Source organism: Pseudomonas sp. BNK-45, assembly GCF_047456255.1.
Lineage (GTDB): Bacteria > Pseudomonadota > Gammaproteobacteria > Pseudomonadales > Pseudomonadaceae > Aquipseudomonas.
The window spans coordinates 3,788,064-3,809,323 of record NZ_CP179909.1 but is presented as its reverse complement, the minus strand read 5'-3'; the positions used below and the strand labels follow the sequence as shown (position 1 = coordinate 3,809,323).

Annotated in this window: 24 protein-coding genes and 1 tRNA gene; 15 read left to right on the top strand and 10 right to left on the bottom strand. The window is 63.1% G+C overall.

Features of this window, described 5'->3' with window-relative positions; translation table 11 throughout:
- Positions 1 to 16: 16 nt before the first annotated feature.
- Both ACMGG8_RS17610 and ACMGG8_RS17605 read right to left on the bottom strand, forming a co-directional pair.
- The gene (locus ACMGG8_RS17610) at positions 17 to 1,213 is read right to left on the bottom strand and encodes an MFS transporter (RefSeq protein WP_414159949.1); all 1,197 of its coding nucleotides are present in this window, start codon (positions 1,211 to 1,213) and stop codon (positions 17 to 19) included.
- Positions 1,214 to 1,331: 118 nt separating this feature from the next.
- On the bottom strand, positions 1,332 to 2,381 hold the full coding sequence (locus tag ACMGG8_RS17605) for an NAD(P)-dependent alcohol dehydrogenase (protein ID WP_414158026.1): 1,050 nt from the start codon (positions 2,379 to 2,381) through the stop codon (positions 1,332 to 1,334).
- 161 nt (positions 2,382 to 2,542) lie between these two features.
- Between ACMGG8_RS17605 and ACMGG8_RS17600 the strand changes: the two genes are divergently transcribed.
- From ACMGG8_RS17600 to ACMGG8_RS17570, 7 genes are all read left to right on the top strand, one after another.
- Positions 2,543 to 3,475, top strand: coding sequence for an AraC family transcriptional regulator N-terminal domain-containing protein (locus ACMGG8_RS17600; protein ID WP_414159948.1), 933 nt, complete (start codon positions 2,543 to 2,545; stop codon positions 3,473 to 3,475).
- A gap of 88 nt (positions 3,476 to 3,563) precedes the next feature.
- Positions 3,564 to 4,022, top strand: coding sequence for a (2Fe-2S)-binding protein (locus ACMGG8_RS17595; protein WP_060843818.1), 459 nt, complete (start codon positions 3,564 to 3,566; stop codon positions 4,020 to 4,022).
- Positions 4,019 to 6,262, top strand: a complete 2,244-nt coding sequence (locus ACMGG8_RS17590; RefSeq protein WP_414158025.1) for a molybdopterin cofactor-binding domain-containing protein — start codon at positions 4,019 to 4,021, stop codon at positions 6,260 to 6,262. The genes ACMGG8_RS17595 and ACMGG8_RS17590 overlap by 4 nt, the downstream gene beginning before the upstream one ends.
- Before the next feature lie 17 nt (positions 6,263 to 6,279).
- Positions 6,280 to 7,632: a c-type cytochrome gene (locus ACMGG8_RS17585; RefSeq protein WP_060839624.1), complete on the top strand. Its 1,353-nt coding sequence runs from the start codon at positions 6,280 to 6,282 to the stop codon at positions 7,630 to 7,632.
- 11 nt (positions 7,633 to 7,643) lie between these two features.
- Positions 7,644 to 8,666 (top strand): XdhC family protein, encoded by a 1,023-nt coding sequence (locus ACMGG8_RS17580; protein WP_235760088.1) that lies wholly within the window; start codon positions 7,644 to 7,646, stop codon positions 8,664 to 8,666.
- Positions 8,667 to 8,860: 194 nt separating this feature from the next.
- The gene (locus tag ACMGG8_RS17575) at positions 8,861 to 9,904 is read left to right on the top strand and encodes a hypothetical protein (protein WP_060843822.1); all 1,044 of its coding nucleotides are present in this window, start codon (positions 8,861 to 8,863) and stop codon (positions 9,902 to 9,904) included.
- A gap of 238 nt (positions 9,905 to 10,142) precedes the next feature.
- Complete coding sequence (locus tag ACMGG8_RS17570; protein ID WP_060843823.1) at positions 10,143 to 10,469, top strand: DUF2388 domain-containing protein; 327 nt, start codon at positions 10,143 to 10,145, stop codon at positions 10,467 to 10,469.
- A 573-nt stretch (positions 10,470 to 11,042) separates the two neighbouring features.
- Here the strand turns inward: ACMGG8_RS17570 and ACMGG8_RS17565 are convergent.
- A complete protein-coding gene (locus tag ACMGG8_RS17565; protein ID WP_414158024.1) occupies positions 11,043 to 11,360 on the bottom strand; it encodes a hypothetical protein in 318 nt (105 codons plus the stop codon).
- A gap of 207 nt (positions 11,361 to 11,567) precedes the next feature.
- Here ACMGG8_RS17565 and ACMGG8_RS17560 point away from each other — a divergent pair, with 207 nt between their 5' ends.
- Positions 11,568 to 11,903 (top strand): tyrosine-type recombinase/integrase, encoded by a 336-nt coding sequence (locus ACMGG8_RS17560; RefSeq protein ID WP_414158023.1) that lies wholly within the window; start codon positions 11,568 to 11,570, stop codon positions 11,901 to 11,903.
- A gap of 83 nt (positions 11,904 to 11,986) precedes the next feature.
- On the opposite strand, the gene ACMGG8_RS17555 is transcribed toward ACMGG8_RS17560, so the two are convergent.
- Positions 11,987 to 12,073 (bottom strand) — tRNA-Leu (locus tag ACMGG8_RS17555).
- 145 nt (positions 12,074 to 12,218) lie between these two features.
- On the opposite strand from ACMGG8_RS17555, the gene ACMGG8_RS17550 reads away from it, so the two are divergent.
- The gene (locus tag ACMGG8_RS17550; RefSeq protein ID WP_414158022.1) at positions 12,219 to 12,407 is read left to right on the top strand and encodes a hypothetical protein; all 189 of its coding nucleotides are present in this window, start codon (positions 12,219 to 12,221) and stop codon (positions 12,405 to 12,407) included.
- 30 nt (positions 12,408 to 12,437) lie between these two features.
- Here the strand turns inward: ACMGG8_RS17550 and ACMGG8_RS17545 are convergent, their stop codons facing one another.
- On the bottom strand, positions 12,438 to 12,656 hold the full coding sequence (locus ACMGG8_RS17545) for a hypothetical protein (RefSeq protein ID WP_414158021.1): 219 nt from the start codon (positions 12,654 to 12,656) through the stop codon (positions 12,438 to 12,440).
- 277 nt (positions 12,657 to 12,933) lie between these two features.
- Positions 12,934 to 13,197, bottom strand: a complete 264-nt coding sequence (locus tag ACMGG8_RS17540; protein WP_060839702.1) for a DUF1652 domain-containing protein — start codon at positions 13,195 to 13,197, stop codon at positions 12,934 to 12,936.
- A gap of 358 nt (positions 13,198 to 13,555) precedes the next feature.
- Here ACMGG8_RS17540 and ACMGG8_RS17535 point away from each other — a divergent pair, with 358 nt between their 5' ends.
- Positions 13,556 to 14,053, top strand: coding sequence for an AAA family ATPase (locus ACMGG8_RS17535; RefSeq protein WP_414158020.1), 498 nt, complete (start codon positions 13,556 to 13,558; stop codon positions 14,051 to 14,053).
- Positions 14,054 to 14,616: 563 nt separating this feature from the next.
- Here the strand turns inward: ACMGG8_RS17535 and ACMGG8_RS17530 are convergent.
- Entirely contained in the window at positions 14,617 to 15,225 is a 609-nt protein-coding gene (locus ACMGG8_RS17530; protein WP_060839704.1) for an NAD(P)H-dependent oxidoreductase, read from the bottom strand.
- Positions 15,226 to 15,319: 94 nt separating this feature from the next.
- On the opposite strand from ACMGG8_RS17530, the gene ACMGG8_RS17525 reads away from it, so the two are divergent.
- From ACMGG8_RS17525 to ACMGG8_RS17510, 4 genes are all read left to right on the top strand, one after another.
- The gene (locus ACMGG8_RS17525; protein WP_108545473.1) at positions 15,320 to 15,952 is read left to right on the top strand and encodes a TetR/AcrR family transcriptional regulator; all 633 of its coding nucleotides are present in this window, start codon (positions 15,320 to 15,322) and stop codon (positions 15,950 to 15,952) included.
- A gap of 58 nt (positions 15,953 to 16,010) precedes the next feature.
- A complete protein-coding gene (locus tag ACMGG8_RS17520) occupies positions 16,011 to 16,547 on the top strand; it encodes a hypothetical protein (protein WP_108545474.1) in 537 nt (178 codons plus the stop codon).
- Positions 16,548 to 16,651: 104 nt separating this feature from the next.
- On the top strand, positions 16,652 to 17,386 hold the full coding sequence (locus ACMGG8_RS17515; protein ID WP_414158019.1) for an HAD family hydrolase: 735 nt from the start codon (positions 16,652 to 16,654) through the stop codon (positions 17,384 to 17,386).
- A 158-nt stretch (positions 17,387 to 17,544) separates the two neighbouring features.
- Positions 17,545 to 18,462: a hypothetical protein gene (locus tag ACMGG8_RS17510; protein WP_414158018.1), complete on the top strand. Its 918-nt coding sequence runs from the start codon at positions 17,545 to 17,547 to the stop codon at positions 18,460 to 18,462.
- On the opposite strand, the gene ACMGG8_RS17505 is transcribed toward ACMGG8_RS17510, so the two are convergent.
- Positions 18,449 to 18,934, bottom strand: coding sequence for a winged helix-turn-helix transcriptional regulator (locus ACMGG8_RS17505; protein ID WP_414158017.1), 486 nt, complete (start codon positions 18,932 to 18,934; stop codon positions 18,449 to 18,451). The genes ACMGG8_RS17510 and ACMGG8_RS17505 overlap by 14 nt on opposite strands.
- A gap of 112 nt (positions 18,935 to 19,046) precedes the next feature.
- Here ACMGG8_RS17505 and fabF point away from each other — a divergent pair, with 112 nt between their 5' ends.
- The gene (gene fabF / locus ACMGG8_RS17500) at positions 19,047 to 20,315 is read left to right on the top strand and encodes a beta-ketoacyl-ACP synthase II (RefSeq protein WP_414158016.1); all 1,269 of its coding nucleotides are present in this window, start codon (positions 19,047 to 19,049) and stop codon (positions 20,313 to 20,315) included.
- A gap of 66 nt (positions 20,316 to 20,381) precedes the next feature.
- Here fabF and ACMGG8_RS17495 read toward each other — a convergent pair whose 3' ends face one another.
- Positions 20,382 to 20,849: an anti-virulence regulator CigR family protein gene (locus tag ACMGG8_RS17495; RefSeq protein ID WP_060843862.1), complete on the bottom strand. Its 468-nt coding sequence runs from the start codon at positions 20,847 to 20,849 to the stop codon at positions 20,382 to 20,384.
- A 141-nt stretch (positions 20,850 to 20,990) separates the two neighbouring features.
- Entirely contained in the window at positions 20,991 to 21,224 is a 234-nt protein-coding gene (locus ACMGG8_RS17490; RefSeq protein ID WP_060839712.1) for a YceK/YidQ family lipoprotein, read from the bottom strand.
- Between the last annotated feature and the right edge of the window lie 36 nt (positions 21,225 to 21,260).

Here is a 21,260-nt window from a genome sequence, read left to right as displayed (position 1 = left end):
GCCGCTCCTGCTCTCGTCAGGCCCTGGCGTGCGCCTCCGCCATACCCACTTGCGCAGCGCTGCGACCTGCAAGCCAAGCGAGCACCGCAGCGGCGACCAGCACCACCGCGCTGAGCGCGAACGTGGCTTGATAGCCGCGCAGATCAAAGGCCAGCCCACCGATGATCGCCCCGCCGGCGATCGCCAGTTGTACGATGGCCACCAGCAAGCCGCCTCCGGCTTCGGCATCATCGGGCAGGGTTTGCGCCAGCCAGGTCCACCAGCCAACGGGAGCGGCCGTGGCGACCAGCCCCCATGCCCCGAGCAGCGCTGCGGTCAGCAGCGGCGAGCTGCCGAAGTTCACCAGGGCCAGCGCGATGACCGCCATGCCCAGAGGTATGAGCGTCAGCGTGCGGTAAAGAGCATTGCCCATGAAGCGCTCGATCACGCAGGTGCCGATGAAACCGGCCACTCCCAGCCCCAGCAGCATGAAAGACAGGGTGGCAACGCTGACGCCGGTGACGACCTCGAGAAATGGACGCAGGTAGGTGAACAGCATGAACTGCCCCATGAAGAACACGCTGACGGCGGCCATTCCCAGGGCGACCGGCGTCTGCTTCATCAGTCGCAAGGCATTGCCGCTCGCGGCCCGGCGCTCGACCTTGAAGGACGGAAGGCTGATCAGCAGCCACACAGCGGCAAGCGTCGCGACAGGCACCACACAGAAGAATGCGCCGCGCCAGCCTATCAGCGAGCCCAGGAAGCTGCCCGCCGGAGCGGCGATCACCGTGGCCAGCGCATTGCCCCCATTGACCATGGCCAGCGCCCGGGAAACCTGATTAGGCCGCACCAGGCGCATTGCAGTGGCCGCCGACAGTGACCAGAAACCGCCAATGGCGATACCCAGCAAGGCACGCCCGAACATGAACCAGGAGTAGCCCGGTGCGAGCGCGACCAGGGTGCCCGACACCATCATCAGCAGGGTCAGGCACAGCAGCAGCTTCTTGCGCTCGACCCGGGCGGCAATTGCCGCAATCACCAGGCTGGTGACCAATGCAAAGGCCCCGGACACGGAAATGCCCTGCCCGGCCTGGCCTTCGGTGATGTGCAAGTCTGCCGCGATGGGGGTCAGCAGGCTGACGGGCATGAACTCCGAAGCGACCAGGACGAATGCGGCCAGGGACATGGCCAGCACGGCGCTCCAGCCGGTTTTTTCTGTGCAACCAAAGGTCATTGACTCTACCTGTGCGGATAAAAGCGGGTGGGTGTTGCCTGCGGGAAAACGCTGCATGGGTGCTCGCTGCGGCTGGCGCTCGCAGCCGCGGTCGATTGCGCCCCAACGGCGGGGTCTTTCACTTCGCCAGCGTCGCGTTGTCGATCACGAAACGGTATTTGACGTCGCCCCGGAGCATCCGCTCGTAGGCCTGATTGATGTGCTGCGCGGCGATCAGCTCGATGTCCGAAACGATGCCGTGCTCGGCGCAGAAGTCGAGCATCTCCTGGGTTTGCGCAATGCCGCCGATCATCGATCCGGCCAGGGTGCGGCGCTTCATGATCAGGTTGAACACGTTGGGCGCCGGGTGCGGCGAGGCCGGCGCTCCCACCAGGGTCATCACGCCATCGCGCTTGAGCAGCACCAGCAGGGCATCCAGGTCGTGGGGCGCGGCAACGGTGTTGATGATCAGGTCGAAGCTTTGCAGGTGCGCGGCCATTTGCCCGGCATCGCTTGAGATCACCACTTCATCGGCACCGAGGCGTCTGGTCGCCTCGCGCTTGGACTCCGACGTGGTGAAAGCCACCACCTGCGCGCCCAGCGCGTGGGCCAGCTTGATGCCCATGTGACCCAGGCCGCCGATGCCCACCACGCCGACTTTCTTCCCGGGCCCGGCCTTCCAGTGACGCAGCGGCGACCAGGTGGTGATGCCGGCACACAGCAGCGGCGCGACGGCCGCCAACTGCGCCTCGGGGTGGCGAATGCGGAGCACGTAGCGCTGTTGCACGACGATCGCCTGGGAGTAGCCACCGAGTGTCCAGCCCGGCGCATCGGGCGTGGCAAAGTTGTAGGTGCCAATCATCCCGTCGCAGTAGTTCTCCAGGCCCTCGGCGCACTCCTGGCAATGCTTGCAGCTGTCGACAATGCAGCCCACTCCCACCCGGTCACCCGGGGCGAAGCCGGTGACCTTCTGACCTACCGCGGCGACCCGGCCGACGATCTCGTGGCCGGGCACGCAAGGAAAGCGGGTCCCGGCCCATTCGCCGCGCACCTGGTGCAGGTCGGAGTGGCAGATGCCGCAATAGGCAATCTCGATCAGCACATCGTCCGGGCCGGGATCGCGACGGGTGATGCGCAGCGGTTCAAGCGGTTTGTCGCCCGCATGGGCGCCATAAGCGAAGACTTGCATGGAGGCTCTCCTTTGACAGTTCGGCACATTTTTCCCGGTCGATCCGCCCCTGCCCTAGTGCATTCCGCTTGAATGCTTGCCTAATCCTATGAGGATGCAGGCAGCTGGATAGGAAACCTCTGATGAGCGGATTAGAGTTCGCTCAACAGGAGCCCGCCGACATGATCCACACCGCCCCGCGCCACGAATCGCCTCTGGCGCTGCACATCGACCCGCGCGTGAACGCCCCCGGAGACGTCGCCACCGCCATCCCCAGCCTGTCGCTGTTTCGTCGCGACCAGCCGGCGCCCCCTGCCGTGTGCATGATCGAGCCGAGCCTGGTGCTGGTGGGGCGTGGGGAAAAACGTTTGTGGGTCGGTGGTGCGGGCTACAGCTACGACCCTTCGCGGTTTCTGGTCACCTCACTGGACCTGCCGGCCAACTCCGAAGTACTGCTTGCCAGCCCCCGGCAACCCTGCGTCGGGCTGGTGCTGAAGCTGGATGTCAGCCTGCTTGCCGAGATCATCACCCAGGGCGGTTTGCCGGCAAACCGCCAGCCGGCTGCGGCGGCTGGTGCGGGCATTGGCCAGATGTCGCCGCCCCTGGAGGGTGCCCTCGGTCGCCTGCTGGCCTTGCTCGATGAACCCGAGGCGATCCCGGTGCTGGCGCCGCTGATTCTGCGGGAGATCCACTATCGGCTGCTCAATACCGACCAGGGATCACGGCTGCGGCAGATCACCGCCGTCGATGGCCAGGGCTACCGCATTGCCAAAGCCATCGACTGGCTCAAGGTCAACTACACCGCAGCGCTGCGCATCGATGAACTGGCGGCGCGGGTCCAGATGAGCGCCCCGACCTTTCACCATCATTTCCGTCAGCTCACCGGCATGAGTCCGCTGCGCTACCAGAAGTGGCTGCGGCTGAACGAGGCCCGTCGACTAATGTTGATGGAGCGCCTGGACGTTTCGAGGGCGGCGTTCGCCGTCGGCTATGAAAGTCCCTCGCAGTTCAGCCGCGAATATGGCCGCCTGTTCGGCGCCGCACCCAGTCGTGACATCGGGCTGCTGCGTGGACAGCCCGTTGCCGCACAAGCGCTCGACAACGCGGCACATTGAGCCGAGCGCCGGTTTTACCGCTGATGCGCCTCGCTGCGTGCCAGCCCCTACAACAATGACCTTCAACCGATGATCCAGCGGGTGAGCCATGGAACTGAGAATCAACCAGAAGACCTATCAGGTCGACGCCGACGCCGATACGCCCTTGCTGTGGGTGATCCGCGATGATCTGGGCCTGACCGGCACCAAGTACGGTTGCGGGCTGGCGCAGTGCGGCGCCTGTTCCGTGCTGGTGGACGGCAATGTGGTGCGTTCGTGCGTGACGCCGGTGGCCGGGGTGGTCGGCCGCGAGGTCACCACCATCGAGGCCATCGAAGCCGATGCCGTGGGCAAGCGGGTCGTCGCCACCTGGGTCGACCTGCAGGTCGCCCAGTGCGGCTACTGCCAGTCCGGACAGGTGATGGCGGCCACGGCGCTGCTCAAGCAGAACCCCGAGCCGAGCGACGCGCAGATCCAGGCGGCGATGGTCAATCTGTGCCGCTGCGGAACCTACAACGCCATTCATGCCGCCATGCATGAGCTGGCCGGCAGGAGGACCCCGGCATGAAGCCCGCTATCGATCCTTCCCTCCAGGCAGCGGCGCTGGCCCTGCAGGATCCGGTCAATCTGTCGCGCAGGCGCTTTTTGACCGGCACCGCCGTCGGCGCGCTGGTGCTGGGGTTCGGCCTGCCGCTGGGGTCGCCCCGAGTGCAGGCGGCGGCGACTGCCGCGCGCGGCACCCAGGTTCCGGCATTTCTGGAAATCCGCCCGGACAACCGCGTGCGCCTGCTGTGCCCGTTCATGGAAGGCGGCCAGGGTACGTTCACCGCGATGGCGCAGATCGTCGGTGAAGAACTGGACGCCGATCCGGCGAGCTTCCTGGTGGAGGCGGCGCCACCCGGCGAGGCCTATGTGGTCATGGACAACGGCATGCGCATCACCGGCGGCAGCATGTCGGTGCGCATGAGTTACCCGGTGATGCGCCGCCTCGGTGCCCTGGCCCGTGCCATGCTGCTGCAGGCGGGTGCATTGCAGCTGGGGGTGGCGGTGAGCGAGTTGAGCACCGAGCCTGGCAAGGTGCTGCATGCCGCGTCGGGCCGCTCGCTGACCTACGGTGAACTGGCCGAGCGGGCGATGGACCTGCCGGTTCCCGATCCTGCCTCGGTGCAACTGCGCGACCCGAGCCGGTTCCGCTGGATCGGCAAGCCGGTCAAGCGCGTCGACGCCTATGACAAATCCACGGGCAAGGCGCTCTACAGCATCGATCTGCAGGTCGACGGCATGCTGCATGCCGCCGTTCAGCATGCCCCCCGCCTGGGCATGACCGTGGGCGGCCTGCGCAACGAAGAGCAGGTCAAGGCGATGAAAGGCGTGCACTCCGTGCATCGTCTGCCGGGCGCCGTGGCGGTGGTCGCCGAGCGCTGGTGGCACGCCAGGCGCGCGGTGGAAGCGATTCAGGTCGACTGGCTGGAGCCATCGGCCGACAGCAAGGTGCGGCCGATGCCCAAGGACTTTTCCAGCGACGGCTGGATCCAGCGCCTTGCCAGTGAAAAGGGCCCGGCCCGGGACGACGAAAACCAGGGCGACGTGGCTTCGATTCTGGCCGCCGCCAAGACCCGGATCGACGCCACCTACCACAACCAATACCTGAACCACGGGCAGCTGGAACCGCCTTCTGCCCTGGCCAGATTCAACCCCGACGGTTCGCTGGAGGTCTGGCTGCCGAACCAGGCGCCGGACATGTTCCTGGCGGACATCGCCAAGCGCACCGGGCTGGATCCGTCGCGCATCACCTTGCATTCGCCATTGCTGGGGGGATTCTTCGGGCGGCATTTCCTCTACGACTCAGCCAGCCCCTATCCCCAGGCGATCGAGCTGTCCAAGGCGGTTGGCCGCCCGGTGAAACTGATCTGGAGTCGGGAGGAAGAGTTCCTGCGTGACGTGCTGCGTCCGGTGGCGGCGGTGAATTTCCGCGCCGCGCTGGATAACGACGGCTGGCCCCTGGCAATCGAAGCCATCAGCGCCACCGAGGGGCCGACCGAGGCCCTCGCCGGCCGCCAAGGTGAGAAGCTCGACCCCACGGCGCTGGAAGGCTTGTCGGGCAAGTCCTACGCGATCCCCCACAAGCGGATAGCGCAGATCTACGTCAAGGGCCCGGCCATGTTGGGTTACTGGCGTTCGGTGGGTAACTCCCTCAACGACTTCTTCTACGAAGCCTTTCTTGACGAGCTGGCCGACAAGGGTTGCAAGGACCCCTTCGAACTGCGCCTGCATTTGCTGCGTGACAACCAGCGCCTGACCACCCTGCTGCAGGCGGTGGGTGAACTGTCGGGGGGCTGGAAGCGCGGGCCCTTTACCGCCGAGGACGGCACCCGGCGGGCACGGGGCGTGGCCATGGCGTCGCCGTTCGGCACCCAGACCGCGGTGATCGCCGAAGTCTCCATCGAGAACGGGCAGGTCAAGGTGCACGACATCTGGCAGGCGATCGACCCCGGCAGCATCGTCAACCCGGCAATTGTCGAGGCTCAAGTCAACGGCGCCGTGGCGCTGGGGCTGTCGCAGACCCTGGTGGAGGAATCGGTGTGGGTCGATGGCAAGCCTCGGGCTCGCAACTACGACTTGTATCCGATCCTGCCGCCTGCGCGGATGGCACGGGTGCATGTGCGAGTCGTCGAGAGCGGGGAAAAGATGGGCGGTATCGGCGAACCGCCGTTGCCCGCGGTTGCGCCGGCCGTCGCGAACGCGGTGGCGGCACTGACCGGGCAGCGAGTCCGCAGCCTGCCCATGAGCCGACACACCTTCACCTGATCAACGCCGGAGCGTCCATGAATAACCGCCGATTCGCAAGAACCGCTGGCTGGCTGACGGTGTCATGCCTGGTCGTGGCCGGCCTGCTGGCCTGGTACGTCACTCGCCAGCCCGCCTCGCCTCTTGCCAGCCACCCGATCACTGCGGCCGAGCTCGACCCGGCGCTGGTCGCCCGCGGCGAATACGTCGCCAGGCTCAGCGATTGCGTGGCTTGCCACAGCGTGCCGGGCGGCGCGCCGTTCGCCGGTGGCCTGGAAATGGCCACGCCGCTGGGCGCGATCCATGCGACCAATATCACGCCGGACACCGAAACCGGCATCGGCCACTACAGCCTGGCGGACTTCGACCGGGCGCTGCGCCACGGCGTGGCACCCGGCGCCCGCCGTTTGTACCCGGCGATGCCCTATCCGTCCTACGCCAAGCTCAGCGACGACGACGTGCGGGCGCTGTACGCGTTCTTCATGAAGGGCGTGGCGCCGGTCAGACAGGCGAACATCCCCAGCGCCATTCCCTGGCCGCTGAACCTGCGCTGGCCGATTGCACTGTGGAACGCGGTGTTCGTCGACGCTGAGCCCTACGTGGCCAAAACGAAGCAGGACGATGTGTGGAACCGCGGCGCTTACCTCGTCCAGGGCCCCGGACATTGCGGCAGTTGTCATACGCCTCGGGGCCTGGCGTTCAATGAAAAGGCGCTGGATGAGTCCGCAGCGCCGTTTCTCGCTGGCGCCTTGCTCGATGGCTGGTATGCGCCAAGCCTGCGTGGCGACCACAACACGGGCCTGGGCCGCTGGAGCGAAGCGCAGATCGTGCAGTTCCTCAAGACTGGCCGCAATGAGCACGCAGTGGTCTATGGCTCGATGACCGAAGCGTTCAACAACTCCACGCAGTTCATGACCGATCAGGACCTGATGGCCATTGCCCGTTACCTCAAGTCGCTGCCCGGGGATCGCCAGCGCGACGGTACGCCCTGGCAGTATCAAGAGCTGTCGACCGCGACGGCGCTGGACGCTCCTGGCGCCCACACCTACCTGACGCACTGCGCCTCGTGCCACGGCCCGGACGGCAAGGGGCAAGCCGAATGGATACCGCCGCTGGCGGGGGCGACCTCTGCCCTGGCCGGGGAAAGCGCCTCGGCGATCAACATCACCCTGAACGCTTCGCAGCGTGTCGTGGCCGCGGGAGTGCCGGACGCCTATCGCATGCCGGCCTTGCGTGAACAGTTGTCGGATCAGCAGATCGCCGAGGTCCTGACCTTCGTGCGCAGCGCCTGGGGCAATCACGGCAGCGCCGTCCAGGCCCAGGCAGTGAGCCAGTTGCGTCGGCACACCGATCCGGCCAGCAGCAGCCCGATCATCCTGCACATGCGCTAGAGGAGAGCCGGATGGAAAGCATCGACTTGCAAGTCCTGCGCACCGCACGAGACTGGCGCGCCGCCGCGGAACCGGTGTTGCTGGTCACGGTGGCACGCACCTGGGGCTCCTCACCGCGCCCAGTGGGGTCGATGATGGCCTTGCGTGGGGATGGGCGGGTGGTAGGCAGCGTGTCCGGCGGCTGCATCGAGGACGACTTGATCCATCGCTATTGCACCGTCCATGGCGGCGCCGGGCTCAAGGACGGCGTGCCTGAGGTGGTGCAGTATGGCGTCAGCGCCGACGACGCCCATCGCTTCGGCTTGCCCTGCGGCGGCACCCTGCAACTGGTTCTCGAATTCAACCCGTCGAGGTCATCGCTGGATGAACTGCTCGCTGCGCTCGACAGCGGACGCCTGATACGCCGGGGCCTGACACTGGCCAGCAATGAGGTGACGCTGACCGCCACGGCGACACCCGAGCAGTTCAGTTTCGACGGCCGGCAGATGTTCAATACCCTGGGGCCGGCGTACCGGCTGCTGATGATCGGCGCCGGCGCGCTGGCCGAGTATCTGGCCACCATGGCCTTGTTCAACGGCTTCAGGGTCGCGGTTTGCGACCCTCGTCCGGAATACATCGAAACCTGGGCGGTACAGGGCGTGGAGCGCATCATCGGCATGCCCGACGACGTGGTCCGCGACTTTGCCGTCGACCTGAGAACCTGCATCGTCGCCTTGAGCCATGACCCCAAACTCGACGATCTCGCACTCCTCGAAGCCCTCCACGGCCCGGCGTTCTACATCGGCGCCATCGGCTCGCGGCGCAACAGCCAACTGCGCCGCGAACGCCTGATCGAGCATTTTGGTGAAACCCCGGCCTCACTCGAGCGCCTGCACGGACCGATCGGCATCTACATCGGCAGCAAGACACCTGCGGAAATCGCCGTCAGCGTGATGGCCGAGATCCTTGCCGCCAAGAACGGCGCCAGCTTGCCGGGCGCCTTCAGCATCGCCCAGGCCAAGCACGCCATTGAGTCTGTGGCCTTGTCGTCCTAGTCCCCCGCCTCGCCGATTGCCTGCGCGGCGCGGTGGATATCCGCGCTCGGGGTGCAACGTCTACAGCAGTTGGCGCCGTTTTCCAGCACGTTTGCATGCTGTCCGATAAACGCTGCTGAATATTGTGCTCGTCCCTCAACGCAGTAATATTTCCGCTCCAGCCCCCCATGCCAACGCTTATCAAGGATTGATACATGAGACTGTTCCGGCCGCGTTTTGCCCTCCCCGCCGCGTTGCTGCTTACCCTTTCCCTCTCCGGCTGCATGTCCGATCTCGATTCGGGCGCCTACGGCAGCATGGACGATCCGCGCTACGCGCAGCTGCTGGACCAGGTGGACGCAGCGCTCAAGGCGAACATGGCGGTGGTGCTGGTGGCCGACGTGATGCCACACAAGTCGCTGAGCGATGCACTGACCATGACGCAATGGACGCCGACGGCGATCTGGGAATACGAGAAGGATCCAAAGGTGACCTTCGGCCGCAAGTTCCAGACCAATGCACTGCAGCGAAAACCCGGTGAAACCTATCTGTTCAAGGCCTTCGAAGTGCACATCCTGCCGCCCGGCAAATACCTGCTGACCGGCGGCGATGACTACCAGATCCGCGGCTTGCTCGACCAGGTCGGCGCCCGCAGCGGCCCGCCCGGTTCCGGCCGTGGCGCCAACGGCACGGCGTACCTGTCCCCCGAGCTGTATCGCGAGTACTACCGAGAAGAGGTCTGGAAGGACGCCACCTACGGCAGCGAGACCAAGACCGAGACGGTCTGTACCGCCGTGCTCAGGGCGTCGGGAGCCTGCGTGAGCTGGGGTGAACAGCAATATACCCAGACGACCGCGGGTGCACCGGCCGGCTATTACCAACAAACCGACTCGCGCGACGTTCCCGCGATCAAGGTCCAGGCGCGCTTGCCGGTGGACAAGGCGCTCGCCAGCTTCACCCTGCAAGGCGGGCAATTGCTGCTGGCCCCGCGCATGCACCTGAAGACCCCTGGCTACAAGTACCAACAGTCCAAGTGCCGGGCGGTCGATCCGCGGAAGATCGAGTGTCCGCTCGACAACCTGACCATCTACACCTGGCCGGCGCCGATGAGCTTTGCCCAGAATCTCATTGAGCAACGCAGCCTGAGCGAGAAGCACCGGCAACTTTTGTCCAGGCTCCAGCCCATGCAGATCACACCGCTGGGCAAGCAAGGCATGGAGGATCCCGTCTGGGGCGTACCGCTGTCGTTGTCCAGGTAAAGGCGACCGAAGCCTTCGCGTGGCTCCAGTGGCGCAGCGCCTTCGCCAACGCCAGGAATCATCGAGCGCAACAGATGGAGCCCGTGTTCAAGCCCGCGAGTGGTGAGGCGGTGAACAACGGCGGGGCGCTGGCCGGCCTCCCCTCCGGGTCCGGTCCAGCGCCGGGCTTCTCGTACCCGCCCCCCCTTTTCCCTGTTATGGTTGCGCCCTTCAACCAGATGGCAGGAAGCGGTCGGGAATGGATTCAACGAAAACACTGGCAGTGGTTTTGCTGGCATTGGCCAGCACTTCAGTGGTGGCCCACGAGAATAATGATCCCGTCGAAAAAGCGATGTTCATCACGACGGTCGCCCCCCTCCTGACTGTTAGCGGAACCACTGCGCTAACGGTCTACGGCCCGGGAAGCATGAAATCGGCCAAGGCCGACGCGCTCGCATTCATCGGCTCGGATGGCCAGATTCGCGGCGCCCAACTTGAACAAGCCGTGCGCTACTACCACTCGGCCTACGGCCAGCCGCACATGACCGATCAACAGTTGGCCCTGGCCATCGCAACGTCGCCCTGAAGGCCGCCCCCTTGCCCCAGGGCCGACGCGGACCTGCTCACGCGTCATTGCCCTGCTCCACGCTGATCAATGTTGGTCTTTTGCCAGTGCCGCGCCACTTCAGCCCAGGACAGCGCGCCCTCTACCTATCAAAGCCGATCACTCAGTACCGCACTCAACTGCGGGCCGCCTATTCTCATGTCCCACGGCCTGATGACGGTGGAAGGAACAACCACCGTCCAACCCAAAGGACAAATGATGAAATCGCTACCCGTGCCACGGTCAATTGTGGGTGAGTCGCTAGAACTGCGCCCGCTGCAGGCCACAGACTTCGAGTCGCTGTGCAACGTCGCATCCGATCCCTTGGTTTGGGCCCAGCATCCAAGCCCAATGCGCTATCAGGCACCCGTTTTCCGCGAGTGGTTTGACCAGGCACTTGCTTCACAGTGCGCGCTCGTCGTTCTTGATCGCAGCAACAACCGGGTGGCTGCACCTGTTCAGCGATCAGAAAGCCAGTACGTTGCAAGCGTTCATCCCGGACTGCCAGCGCCGAGCACCACGCTTTGGTCCAGTAACCGTAAATGCACTGTTGGTTCATTGCCCAAGGTTAGGCTGGACGGGAATCAGATCCTGAACTTCTGCGCAAGAGTAGGTGTTGGAATAGTCGTAGAATTTCGGCCTTAATTCGGAGCCGTAGCTCATGCATTGGAACGCAGACGAGCCTTTTTGCAATATTAGAAAGTGAACCGTGCCAACTCTTGCTGGCGACTGGTAGGCGGCTTTGATCTCATAGCCACTGCGTAACAGATCGGTCACCTTTTGAGTTTCCGCCAAGGCCAATGTGCTAGTGACTAGTAGGCCCAGCAGCGAGATGCTCAGGGCATTTTTTGCAACACGATTCGTTCTTGGCATGAATCCGTCATCCGTGAAGGGAAAATGCCAAGTTACCTAAGTTCAACAAAACCGTCACGGCCCAAGCCAGCTGAGTCGTAAAACTCAGCGGACTGGTCACACTCCGACAGGACTGGTCCAGAAGAGTCCAACAAGCGCTAGCTGAAAAACCTACTCGATTTCTTCAATGACCCACCGGCACCGCTCGAGGATATTGAGCCGCAACATGTGCAGCAATATCTATGGGAACGAGGAAAGACCGCGCCGGTTGCGGCCAGGAAAGCGGGCTACAGAGTGAGATCTACTCGGCTTGTAGTGATGGAGGATGGACAGCCTATGACAAAGAGCATGCTGCGAAAGCGGTTTGACGACGCTCGCGAAGCCGCCGGAATTTTGAAGTCAGAGTTCCAAATGCGAGACCTGCGGGCCAAGGCGGCCACGGACAAAGAAGAATCTATAGGGAGCATTCGCGAGACGCGCGACCAACTTGGACACACCACTGTGAGCATGACAGAGCAGTACATTCGCAGGCGTCGCGGAGCCAAAGTTACGCCGACGAAATAAGCGAATTACGGAAAAGTTTTTTGATTGCGGAAAAAATAACTAAGGGCTTGCATAACATACGTTACGCAAGCCCTTGAAATAGATGGTGCCCGAAGCCGGAATCGAACCGGCACGCCCTTACGAGCGGGGGATTTTAAGTCCCATGCGTCTACCAGTTTCGCCATTCGGGCGGTAGCGCGATCACGCGGCACTGGAGCTGTAAATAGGCATCAGCCCGTCCAGTGCTTGAAGCAGGGAGAGGAATATATACATCCAGCCCAGGTGAAGCAAGAACGGAGTCTGCAAAAAAAACGCTTCTGCGCTCACTAAAACCCAGTGAAAAAGCACGCTAAATCAGGGATCTACAGCATCCGTTCATCTACCGACAACAAGACCGCCATGCAGCTCGGCACCCGCGTCGGCGGCGGCAAGACTAACATGGTATCCATAGCTAACCAACTGATTTTTAACGACTTATCATCAAGCGGCAGCGCATTTGAAGCGGGCGTCGGGCAGCGCGGATGAACGCACGGGGCGTGGCTGGGCAATCAAGGGTCAGGCCTCGGCCGAAAAACTCAGCGATAACTTGAGCTTGAGCGCTTCGTCCTTGGTTGCGGCCTGTTCGCGCTCCAGTTGGGTGGAAAATACTTGCTTTACCACTGGCGTATCGCGAACTTCAGCGCCCTTGACTTGCGCAACGCCACGATTGAGCTCCAACACTTTGGACAGCTGGGCGCAGGTGTAATTACCAGGGCGCGTATTGCCGACGTTCATGAAGGCCGTCCTTGATATCGAATCAATCCAGTGGTGCCTGCGATGGCTGGCAAATGGGATATCCCGGGCAATGCGTCCGATGCGAAGAACAAGGCAGGGGGGAGGAAACATGGCCTTGGCGCCGATAAAACTCGCCGATTGACCAATGGAGTTCGCCCAGTACACATGACCTCGCCATCCATGAACCGGTAAAGAGTCATAGATACCGGGCGAACGGCACAACGCTATGCGTTCTCAATAACATGTTCAACTGTCAGCAATCACTGGCTGTGCGGATTCAGCCGGCATGATGGGTGAAACCACCGGCAAAGGCCCTGCGCCCGGCCCGCAGTTCGGTGCGCAACTCGCCGATCAGATTGGAAATGTCTCGCACGCTGGTGAGTCCCGCGGTGGAAACCCCGGGTAGCAACAGGTCCACTCGCCCCGTTTCGGCATCGTAGATCTTGATGGTCAGGGCGCCATTGGCAGCCAGGCTGCAGGCGCAGGAAAGGGGGAGAAAGCCGGACTCCAGTATGTGACAAAGCTCGCTGGTGGAGAGCATGGCTGTCTCGCCTGTGTGAGATGGGGTGAGTTTTTCCCGTTGAGGATAGGTCAGCATCTGAGCGTGTGTGTCGAAAAACACACAAGAAATGATAACTGCCTCACAGTTCCTCGATGCTATTGCCACCTGCCACCGAGCCTGCAGTCATCGATGGATTTGCACGAATATTTTCTAGGTTTTCGGCCCTCCACTGTGTAAGTTCCAGCCCATGAACCGGAATCTTTGGCATCGGCGCACCGCGATTATTACCACCTGCATCAGCCAGGTGGGCTAGCGGCTGTCCAAACCGCAACCAACCCGCCTCGAAGGCGGGTTCATGACCGCTCTTCTGAGGCACGCCCCCCCCAGGAGACACAACATGAACTCATCCTCCCCCGCCACGCTGCACCTGTTATGCGGCAAGATCGCCTCGGGCAAATCCACCTTGGCCAGTCATCTGGCACAGGCTAGCGGCAGTGTATTGATCAGCGAAGACCAGTGGCTGGCACGGCTGTATCCAGGCCAGATTCACTCGCTCGCGGACTATCTGCAGCATGCCCAACGCCTGAAAGACGTGCTGGAGCCGCTGGTGATCGCCATACTCCAGGCTGGAACCGGTGTCGTACTGGATTTTCCGGCCAACACCCTTGCCCAGCGCGCCGGATTGCGGGCCCTGGCGGATCGGGCCGGAGTCGCCCATCGATTGCACTTTCTGGATGTGGACGAAGACACCTGCCGCACCCGGCTGCGTGAGCGCAACGAGCGGGGCGACCACCCCTTCAGCACCAGCGAGGAGCAGTTCGCGTTGATCTGCCGCTACTTCGTGCCTCCGCAGGCGGATGAAGGACTGCATATCGTCCTGCACCCTGCGGCCTGATGTTCGACCAACGGGCCCTGCAAGGGGCCCGACTGTCAGTCCGGCAAAGGAAATGTGCCGTGACAATGGGCGGCGAGGTCAAATTTCAGGCAAAAAAAAGCCCAAGTAGCTGATGGACACTTGGGACTAAAAATGCATAAACCGTGGTAGGTGAACGCAGGGCTATAGTAACGGAACAGTACATTCTGTAACAAGATATTTTGAGAAAAAAAACGCAAATATAATCACCTAAGTCATTCAATATCCACACTTTTTTTGAGTCTTTGGTTTTTTCAGGCCCGCTCTCCAATGCTTTTTCCTGGTGAAAGGCGACTCCGCGCAAGCGTCACCAGGCTTAAACAAAAGTGCGCTGAAAATTCACAGAATCGCAACAGACAGACGTGCCTGCCCATCATAAATTGCCGGCACCGTTCTCAATGGTGTGCGCTGGTATGAATGACTTTCTCGACGCCCTGCCCCTGGTGCTCTGCCTGACCACCTTTGCCTGGTGCTGCTGGGGCTGAAAGACCTCAACCCCATCGACCACGTCCCCCGCATTGCCCCTCCCACGCCGCCTTTCACCTTCACGCCGACTCGCTTGCCTGGCTGACGCTGAACAGTGCCTGTCCGAGCGCGTGCGCCTGTTCCAGAGCCGGGATCACCTCGCCGCCCTCAGAATCAAAGAGCAATTGCGAGCTCAGCACTCGGGCTCCGCAGTAGTCGAAGATGCCGTGATCGATCTGGGTCTGCATCGCCTGCCGATAACCATGCCGCTCATAAGTACCGGCATCGGCCCCAGCCACACCCAGCAGGTGCACCTGTAACTGTCCGAGTTTCTTCACCAGCTTGGCGTCAGCTCGAAAATCGAAGGCCCAGCCATTGGCGAAAACCCGATCGATCCACCCCTTGAGCAACGCCGGCATGGACCACCAGTACACCGGATAGACCAGCACCAGTGCGTCGGCACGGTCGATACGCGCCTGTTCGGCGAGCACATCCGCAGGAGGCGGCAGCTGAGTGCGATGCACCGCGATATCGGCGGCGGTGAAACGCGGGTCAAATCCTTCAGCCCACAGATCGGCAATCTCGCAGGAGTGTTCGCAAGAGCGCCCCAGCCCCTCGGCAATCTGCCGCGCGAGACTGTGGGTCAGGGACTTGGGGTCGTGATGAGCGACCACGATGAGAGCGTGCATGACGAGTACTCCAAAGGACGGATTGCGCAGGATGAACCAGGATCTATATACTTTTAGTAAGTTACGCCCTTTAAGTTACCTTTGGTATATAAGCATGTCAAGCCGCCAGAAATCCGCCCCTGCCTCGGTACCGCGACGCCGCCTGTCCCGGGAACAGCGCCTGCAACAGTTGATGGCCGTGGCCTGGCAGATTGTCCGCGAGCACGGCACCGAAGCCCTGACGTTGGGGCACCTGGCGGAACAGGCCGAGGTCACCAAGCCGGTGGTCTACGACCATTTCGCCACCCGCGCAGTGCTCCTGGCGACGCTCTATGAGGATTTCGACCAGCGCCAGACCGCGCTGATGGATCAGGCCCTGGAAGCCTGCGAACCGACCCTGGCCGCCCGCGCCGCGGTCATTGCCAGCTCTTATGTGGAGTGCGTGCTGCTGCAGGGCCGGGAAATACCGGGGGTCATCGCGGCCCTGGCCAGCTCACCGGAACTGGAGGCCATCAAGCGCGACTACCAGCGGCTATTTTTGGAAAAGTGCCGCGCCAACCTGGAGCCCTTCGCCGCCGGTGCCAGGCTGACCACGGCCGGCTTGCGGGCAATGCTCGGTGCCGCCGAAGCGCTCTCTCACGCGGCGGCGCTGGGAGAAATCAGCCCCGAACACGCCCAGGAAGAACTGCGCGCCACCATCGTGGCCATGGTTGAAAGAGCGCGCAGCCGCGCCGCCACTGCGAACTAACACGGTTATCCGGACATTGACGACCGCGCTCAGGCGACGGTCCTACAAGGAAGAGGCAATGCTTCTGACCCGCCTGCAACCTCTGGATGAACTGCTCCAGCGCCATCGCCCGGCGCTGGGCAAGGACTTCATCGGCTATCGCAACCATGTGTACCGAGTCATCAATTTCTGCAATCTGCTGGTCGACGCCAACGCCCATCAGTTGGAAAAACTGGCCATCGCCGGCGCCTTCCACGACCTGGGGATCTGGACCGCCAGCACCTTTGACTACCTGCCTCCCTCACTACAGCTGGCCGAGGCCCATCTGGATGAAATCGCCAGGCCCGAATGGAAAAGCGAAGTGCTGGCGATGATCGAACTGCACCACAAGATCGGTGCCGCCACGGCGCATCCAGGCAGCCTGGTGGAGAGCTTCCGGCGGGCCGACTGGATCGATGTCTCCCTGGGGCTGATCAGTTTCGGCATCCCGCGGGACGCACGGCGGCAGGTCTTTTCGGCGTTTCCTGACGCGGGCTTTCATCTGCGGCTGGTTCAATTGTCCGCCAAGCAATGCCTGACTCGCCCCTGGAAGCCCCTCCCCATGCTGCGCTGGTGAATCACCGGCGATCCGCACCCGGCCGGCAGCAAGGCGTAAACTGCTGCCAACCCTGGCACCCCCGGCAGCCCCACCAGCAGGCCGCCCCAACCACCGAGATCAGCATGCCGCCCCACTCCCCTGCGCCCACGCCCATGATTCCCTCGACGGCAGACGGTCAAACGCCTGCGCCCACCCTGGACACCCTGGCCGTGGACGCCGATGCCGATGCCGATGCCGCCCAGGTGCTCTCGGTATTCGACTTTGACGGCACCCTCACCCGCCATGACAGCTTCGTGCCCTTCCTGCGGTTTGCCTTCGGCAAGCAGCGCTTCAACCGGCAAATACTCAGGCTGGCCTTGCCCAGTCTGGAGTATCTGGCCCGGCGGATGGACCGCGACCAGCTCAAGGCGCAACTGATCCGCACCTTTCTGACCGGTGTCGAGGCGACATGGGTGCAACAACAGGCCGAAGCGTTCTGCCGGCGATCCTGGAGCCGGCTGATGCGTCCAAACGGTCTGCAGGCAGTGGCCGACGAACTGCGCTCCGGTGCGCGGGTGACCCTGTGCTCGGCCTCGCCGGCCCTGGTCCTGCAACCTTTTGCCACGCGCCTGGGGGTCCAACTGATCGGCACCGAACTGGAGGTGGTCGACGGCGTGCTGACCGGACATATCACAGGTGGCAATTGCCGTTGCCAGAACAAGGTACTGCGCCTGGAAAGCGTCTACGGCCCATTGAGCCAATACCGTGTCCGGGCCTGGGGCGATACCCGGGGTGACCACGAGCTACTGGCAGCGGCCCAGGACCCTCACTGGCGCCACTTCCACCCGAGCTGGCGCCGCGGGCAACCTCCTCGCTGACGCCCCCGGCACCCGACCAACGGCCGGTCGCCCGCACCAGGATTCGCTATACACAAGAGCAGGCGCCGGGACGCTCGCCAAAAGCCCCGCCGCCCGTACAAAAGCGGCTCACGCAGACCAGGACATGAGCCGCCCACACAGGGAGAGGGCCTGCCACCGTGAAAGCTCATGCTTATCTGCTGCGTACCCTGGCCGTGCTGCTGGCGGCCATCGTCCCCGCGGTGATCCTCCTCGGTCATACCCGCCCCACCACCTACCCGCCGTTTGCCCCCCACCTCGACTGGCCTCGACTGGGCGCCTGGGGCTGCTGCCTGCTGGGCCTGGCCGCGCTGTTCGTGCTGGCCGGCCTGCGCATTCGCGGACGCGTCCTCGGGGTACTGATAGACGAGCGCAATCGCTACTCGCTGTCGCGTTTGCAGATGAGCCTGTGGACCCTGCTGGTGCTGGCCACCTTGTACACGGTGTACATCGCGAACATTGTCCGCGGCGATGCCACCACGGCGCTGATGGTGGATCTGGACTACAACCTGATCACGTTGATGGGGTTCAGCCTGGCCAGTTTTGTCAGCGCGCCCATGGCCCTGAGCCGTAAAGCCGAGCAACCTACCGACAGCGGAGCGCTGGCCAGCACCGGCCAGCAGTTGCTCGACAGCCAGAACCTCGCTTCCATGCCATCGGCCAATGGCCAGGTGTTGATGAAGGCTAATCCGCAGGATGCGCGACTGGCCGATCTGATTCGCGGTGAAGACGTGAGCAACGGCACCATCGTCGACCTGCCGCGCCTGCAGATGCTGCTGATCACCCTGGTGGTGATCCTGGTGTATGGGGCAGCCGTCGGTCATAGCCTGGGGTCCGGCTACTGGGTTCTGCAGGATTTGCCGAAACTGCACACCACCCTGCTGTTGCTGGCCCTGATCAGCCACAGCGGCTACGTGGTCGGCAAACTGATCCCCACCAGCCCGAACCCTGCCGCGAGCGGTCCCATGCCGGCCATCGAGTCTCAGCAACCGGCGCCCCAAGCTGAGGCGGGCGTGGCGCAGAATCAGCCCACCCCCGGCGCGCTCAATCCCTCATAGACGCAAAGCGCTGGCGCATGCTGGCACTGGCGGCGGGCCCGGCTTGCACGGTGCAATCCTGCAACGCCACCAGATGCCCGTCGACCCTATCCGCCATGACCGGCTGCACAGGTCGTCCGCTTTCACGCTCGATCAGTTGCACGCTCTCGCCTTCGGGAGCGAAGTGGCGGTTGCCCCATGCCACGAACGCCAGCAACACCACGCGAAAGTCCTCACCCTTGGCGGTCGGCACATATTCATGGCGCAAGGGCCGCTCGCTGTAGGCGCGGCGCTCCAGCAACCCGGCCTCCACCAGGGCGTTCAAGCGCCTGGTCAGCATGTTCGGGGCAATGTCCAGGCTGCGGGAGAACTCGTCGAAACGCCTCAAGCCATGCAGCGCGTCGCGCATGATCAAAATGCTCCACCACTCGCCGACCCGCTCCAGGCTCCTGGCGATCGGACATTCGGCTTCGATCAGACTTTTTCGTTGCATGACGGGCTCCTGCAGTGCACCTCGGTTTTTGTGGATCCGAATGTTACTTTCATGATGATAGTATCGTCCACGTTTCGTTGTTCCCCCAAACAAGCGAAGGAGCAGGACCCGTATGAGTAAACGCATCGTAGTCACCGGCATGGGCGCAATCACTCCCCTGGGCTGTGGCGTCGAGCAAGTCTGGCAACGCCTGCTGGCGGGGCAGTCCGGCATCCGTCAACTGCCGGAGGAGTTCATCCAGGGCCTGTCCACCACCATTGGCGGCCAGGTGCCCGACTCGCAGCAGGATCCGCAGGCCGGCTTCGATCCGGACCGTCTGCTGACGCCCAAGGAACAGCGCAAGATGGACCGCTTCATTCTCTTTGCCCTGGCCGCGGCGGAAGAAGCCCTGGCCCAGGCGCAGTGGAAACCCGATAACGCCGCCGCCCAGGAACGGACCGCCACCATCATTGCCTCGGGAGTCGGAGGCTTCCCGGCCATTGCCGATGCCGTGCGCACCAGCGACAGCAAAGGCCCGCGGCGTCTGTCGCCATTCACCATTCCATCATTCCTGAGCAATATGGCCGCCGGCCACGTTTCGATCCGCCACGGCCTCAAGGGACCGCTGGGTGCGCCTGTCACTGCCTGCGCCGCTGGGGTGCAGGCCATCGGTGACGCGGCACGAATGATCCGCGCCGGAGAAATCGATATCGCCGTCTGTGGCGGAGCGGAAGCGGCGATTCACCAGGTCAGCCTGGCCGGCTTCGCCGCTGCACGTGCCTTGTCCAGCGATTACAACGACACGCCGGAGCGTGCCTCACGCCCCTTCGATCAGGCCCGGGACGGGTTTGTCATGGGCGAAGGCGCCGGTCTGCTGGTCATCGAGGAGCTGGAGCATGCCCTGGCCCGAGGCGCGCAACCCATCGCCGAACTGGTGGGCTATGGCACCAGCGCCGACGCCTACCACATGACTGCCGGTCCGGAAGATGGCGACGGCGCCCGGCGCGCCATGCAGCAGGCACTGAGTCAGGCCGGCGTCCAGCCTGCCCAGGTACAGCACCTGAATGCCCATGCCACTTCCACCCCCGTGGGCGACAAAGGCGAGCTGGCAGCGATCAGGAGCGTATTTGGCAGCGGCCGTGGCCCGGCCATCAGCGCCACCAAATCCGCCACTGGCCATTTGCTGGGCGCGGCCGGCGGGATCGAGGCGATCTTTACCATTCTCGCCTTGCGCGACCAGATCGCCCCGGCCACGCTCAACCTGGAAAACCCCGACCACGACGCTGCGGGAATTGACCTGGTCAGCGGCCAGGCACGTCAGGTGGCCATGCAATACGCCTTGTCCAATGGATTCGGTTTTGGCGGGGTCAATGCCAGCGTGCTGTTCAAGCGCTGGGAATAACCGTCGAACCGGCGGGCCCCATGTCGAGGTTGCAGCCGCGATGGGCTGAAACCTCGGCAGCCTTCCTCAGTTCAAGACGTCATTCAGCACTTCGTAGATGATCCCGCTGGCAATGGCCACCAGGATCAGGTCTGTTCCGGCCTGTCGCCATTCGTAACCGTCATAGCGAGGCAGTTGGCCAAGCAGCCGGCTGTCGAGTTTCTTGGCGATTCCCGGAGGAAGAGGCTTGCCACGGGCCAGGTTCTTCTGGATGCCGGGAGGCAATGCCGGCCCAGGACTCCAATAATCACGATGCCCGCCGAGAATACCCACGACACCGCCACGATCGATGCTGGGGCCGTGCTGCCAATCCTCGGACGCGGACTTTTTACCTTTGCCGTGTCCGTTCTGGTTGCCGTGCCCGTGTTCATCGGCGGAGTCAGACCTGGAATGGCCCTGGCCCTTGCCACCGCCCGGGTCGGCCAAGACCAGAGGAGAAGCCGTGATCAGGAAAAGACAGGCAAGAGTGGTAACCAGCCGATTGGACTTGTGCATATCAATGCTCTTCAGAAGGCTTCTGTCACACTCCAATGTAGACGGCATTGCACCTCGAAGGAGCCCGCAGATCAGTTGGCAAAGCGCTTTCACACAGTAGCGGCTCCCCATTCACAGCGGCACGCTGTCTGCCCTCACGTATCAAAGCGAGCAGCTGTACTGATGCTCAAAAGGAAACATCAGCGTATCCACCACGCCGGAAAACGGTGCATCCAGCGCCAGCAATGGCCAGAGCACCCCGTTGTTTTCCTTCGCCAGGGCCCAGTCCATGCGCACGCCGATATAGGGACAGGTGTAGGGAGTGGTACGGGCAATCAAGGCCGTGCACCCATTGAGCCCCAGGGCCAGGACCAGCAACAACAGACTTCGCAACACGTAACATCCTTATTAATTGCATCGGCAAGCGCCCTC

What these genes read in the sequence shown, in the direction of transcription:
- ACMGG8_RS17610 (WP_414159949.1), bottom strand. Translation starts at nt 1,213, where the DNA reads ATGACCTTTGGTTGCACAGAAAAAACCGGCTGGAGCGCCGTGCTGGCC.
- ACMGG8_RS17605 (WP_414158026.1), bottom strand. Translation starts at nt 2,381, where the DNA reads ATGCAAGTCTTCGCTTATGGCGCCCATGCGGGCGACAAACCGCTTGAA.
- ACMGG8_RS17600 (WP_414159948.1), top strand. Translation starts at nt 2,543, where the DNA reads ATGATCCACACCGCCCCGCGCCACGAATCGCCTCTGGCGCTGCACATC.
- ACMGG8_RS17595 (WP_060843818.1), top strand. Translation starts at nt 3,564, where the DNA reads ATGGAACTGAGAATCAACCAGAAGACCTATCAGGTCGACGCCGACGCC.
- ACMGG8_RS17590 (WP_414158025.1), top strand. Translation starts at nt 4,019, where the DNA reads ATGAAGCCCGCTATCGATCCTTCCCTCCAGGCAGCGGCGCTGGCCCTG.
- ACMGG8_RS17585 (WP_060839624.1), top strand. Translation starts at nt 6,280, where the DNA reads ATGAATAACCGCCGATTCGCAAGAACCGCTGGCTGGCTGACGGTGTCA.
- ACMGG8_RS17580 (WP_235760088.1), top strand. Translation starts at nt 7,644, where the DNA reads ATGGAAAGCATCGACTTGCAAGTCCTGCGCACCGCACGAGACTGGCGC.
- ACMGG8_RS17575 (WP_060843822.1), top strand. Translation starts at nt 8,861, where the DNA reads ATGAGACTGTTCCGGCCGCGTTTTGCCCTCCCCGCCGCGTTGCTGCTT.
- ACMGG8_RS17570 (WP_060843823.1), top strand. Translation starts at nt 10,143, where the DNA reads ATGGATTCAACGAAAACACTGGCAGTGGTTTTGCTGGCATTGGCCAGC.
- ACMGG8_RS17565 (WP_414158024.1), bottom strand. Translation starts at nt 11,360, where the DNA reads ATGCCAAGAACGAATCGTGTTGCAAAAAATGCCCTGAGCATCTCGCTG.
- ACMGG8_RS17545 (WP_414158021.1), bottom strand. Translation starts at nt 12,656, where the DNA reads ATGAACGTCGGCAATACGCGCCCTGGTAATTACACCTGCGCCCAGCTG.
- ACMGG8_RS17540 (WP_060839702.1), bottom strand. Translation starts at nt 13,197, where the DNA reads ATGCTCTCCACCAGCGAGCTTTGTCACATACTGGAGTCCGGCTTTCTC.
- ACMGG8_RS17535 (WP_414158020.1), top strand. Translation starts at nt 13,556, where the DNA reads ATGAACTCATCCTCCCCCGCCACGCTGCACCTGTTATGCGGCAAGATC.
- ACMGG8_RS17530 (WP_060839704.1), bottom strand. Translation starts at nt 15,225, where the DNA reads ATGCACGCTCTCATCGTGGTCGCTCATCACGACCCCAAGTCCCTGACC.
- ACMGG8_RS17525 (WP_108545473.1), top strand. Translation starts at nt 15,320, where the DNA reads ATGTCAAGCCGCCAGAAATCCGCCCCTGCCTCGGTACCGCGACGCCGC.
- ACMGG8_RS17520 (WP_108545474.1), top strand. Translation starts at nt 16,011, where the DNA reads ATGCTTCTGACCCGCCTGCAACCTCTGGATGAACTGCTCCAGCGCCAT.
- ACMGG8_RS17515 (WP_414158019.1), top strand. Translation starts at nt 16,652, where the DNA reads ATGCCGCCCCACTCCCCTGCGCCCACGCCCATGATTCCCTCGACGGCA.
- ACMGG8_RS17505 (WP_414158017.1), bottom strand. Translation starts at nt 18,934, where the DNA reads ATGCAACGAAAAAGTCTGATCGAAGCCGAATGTCCGATCGCCAGGAGC.
- fabF (WP_414158016.1), top strand. Translation starts at nt 19,047, where the DNA reads ATGAGTAAACGCATCGTAGTCACCGGCATGGGCGCAATCACTCCCCTG.
- ACMGG8_RS17495 (WP_060843862.1), bottom strand. Translation starts at nt 20,849, where the DNA reads ATGCACAAGTCCAATCGGCTGGTTACCACTCTTGCCTGTCTTTTCCTG.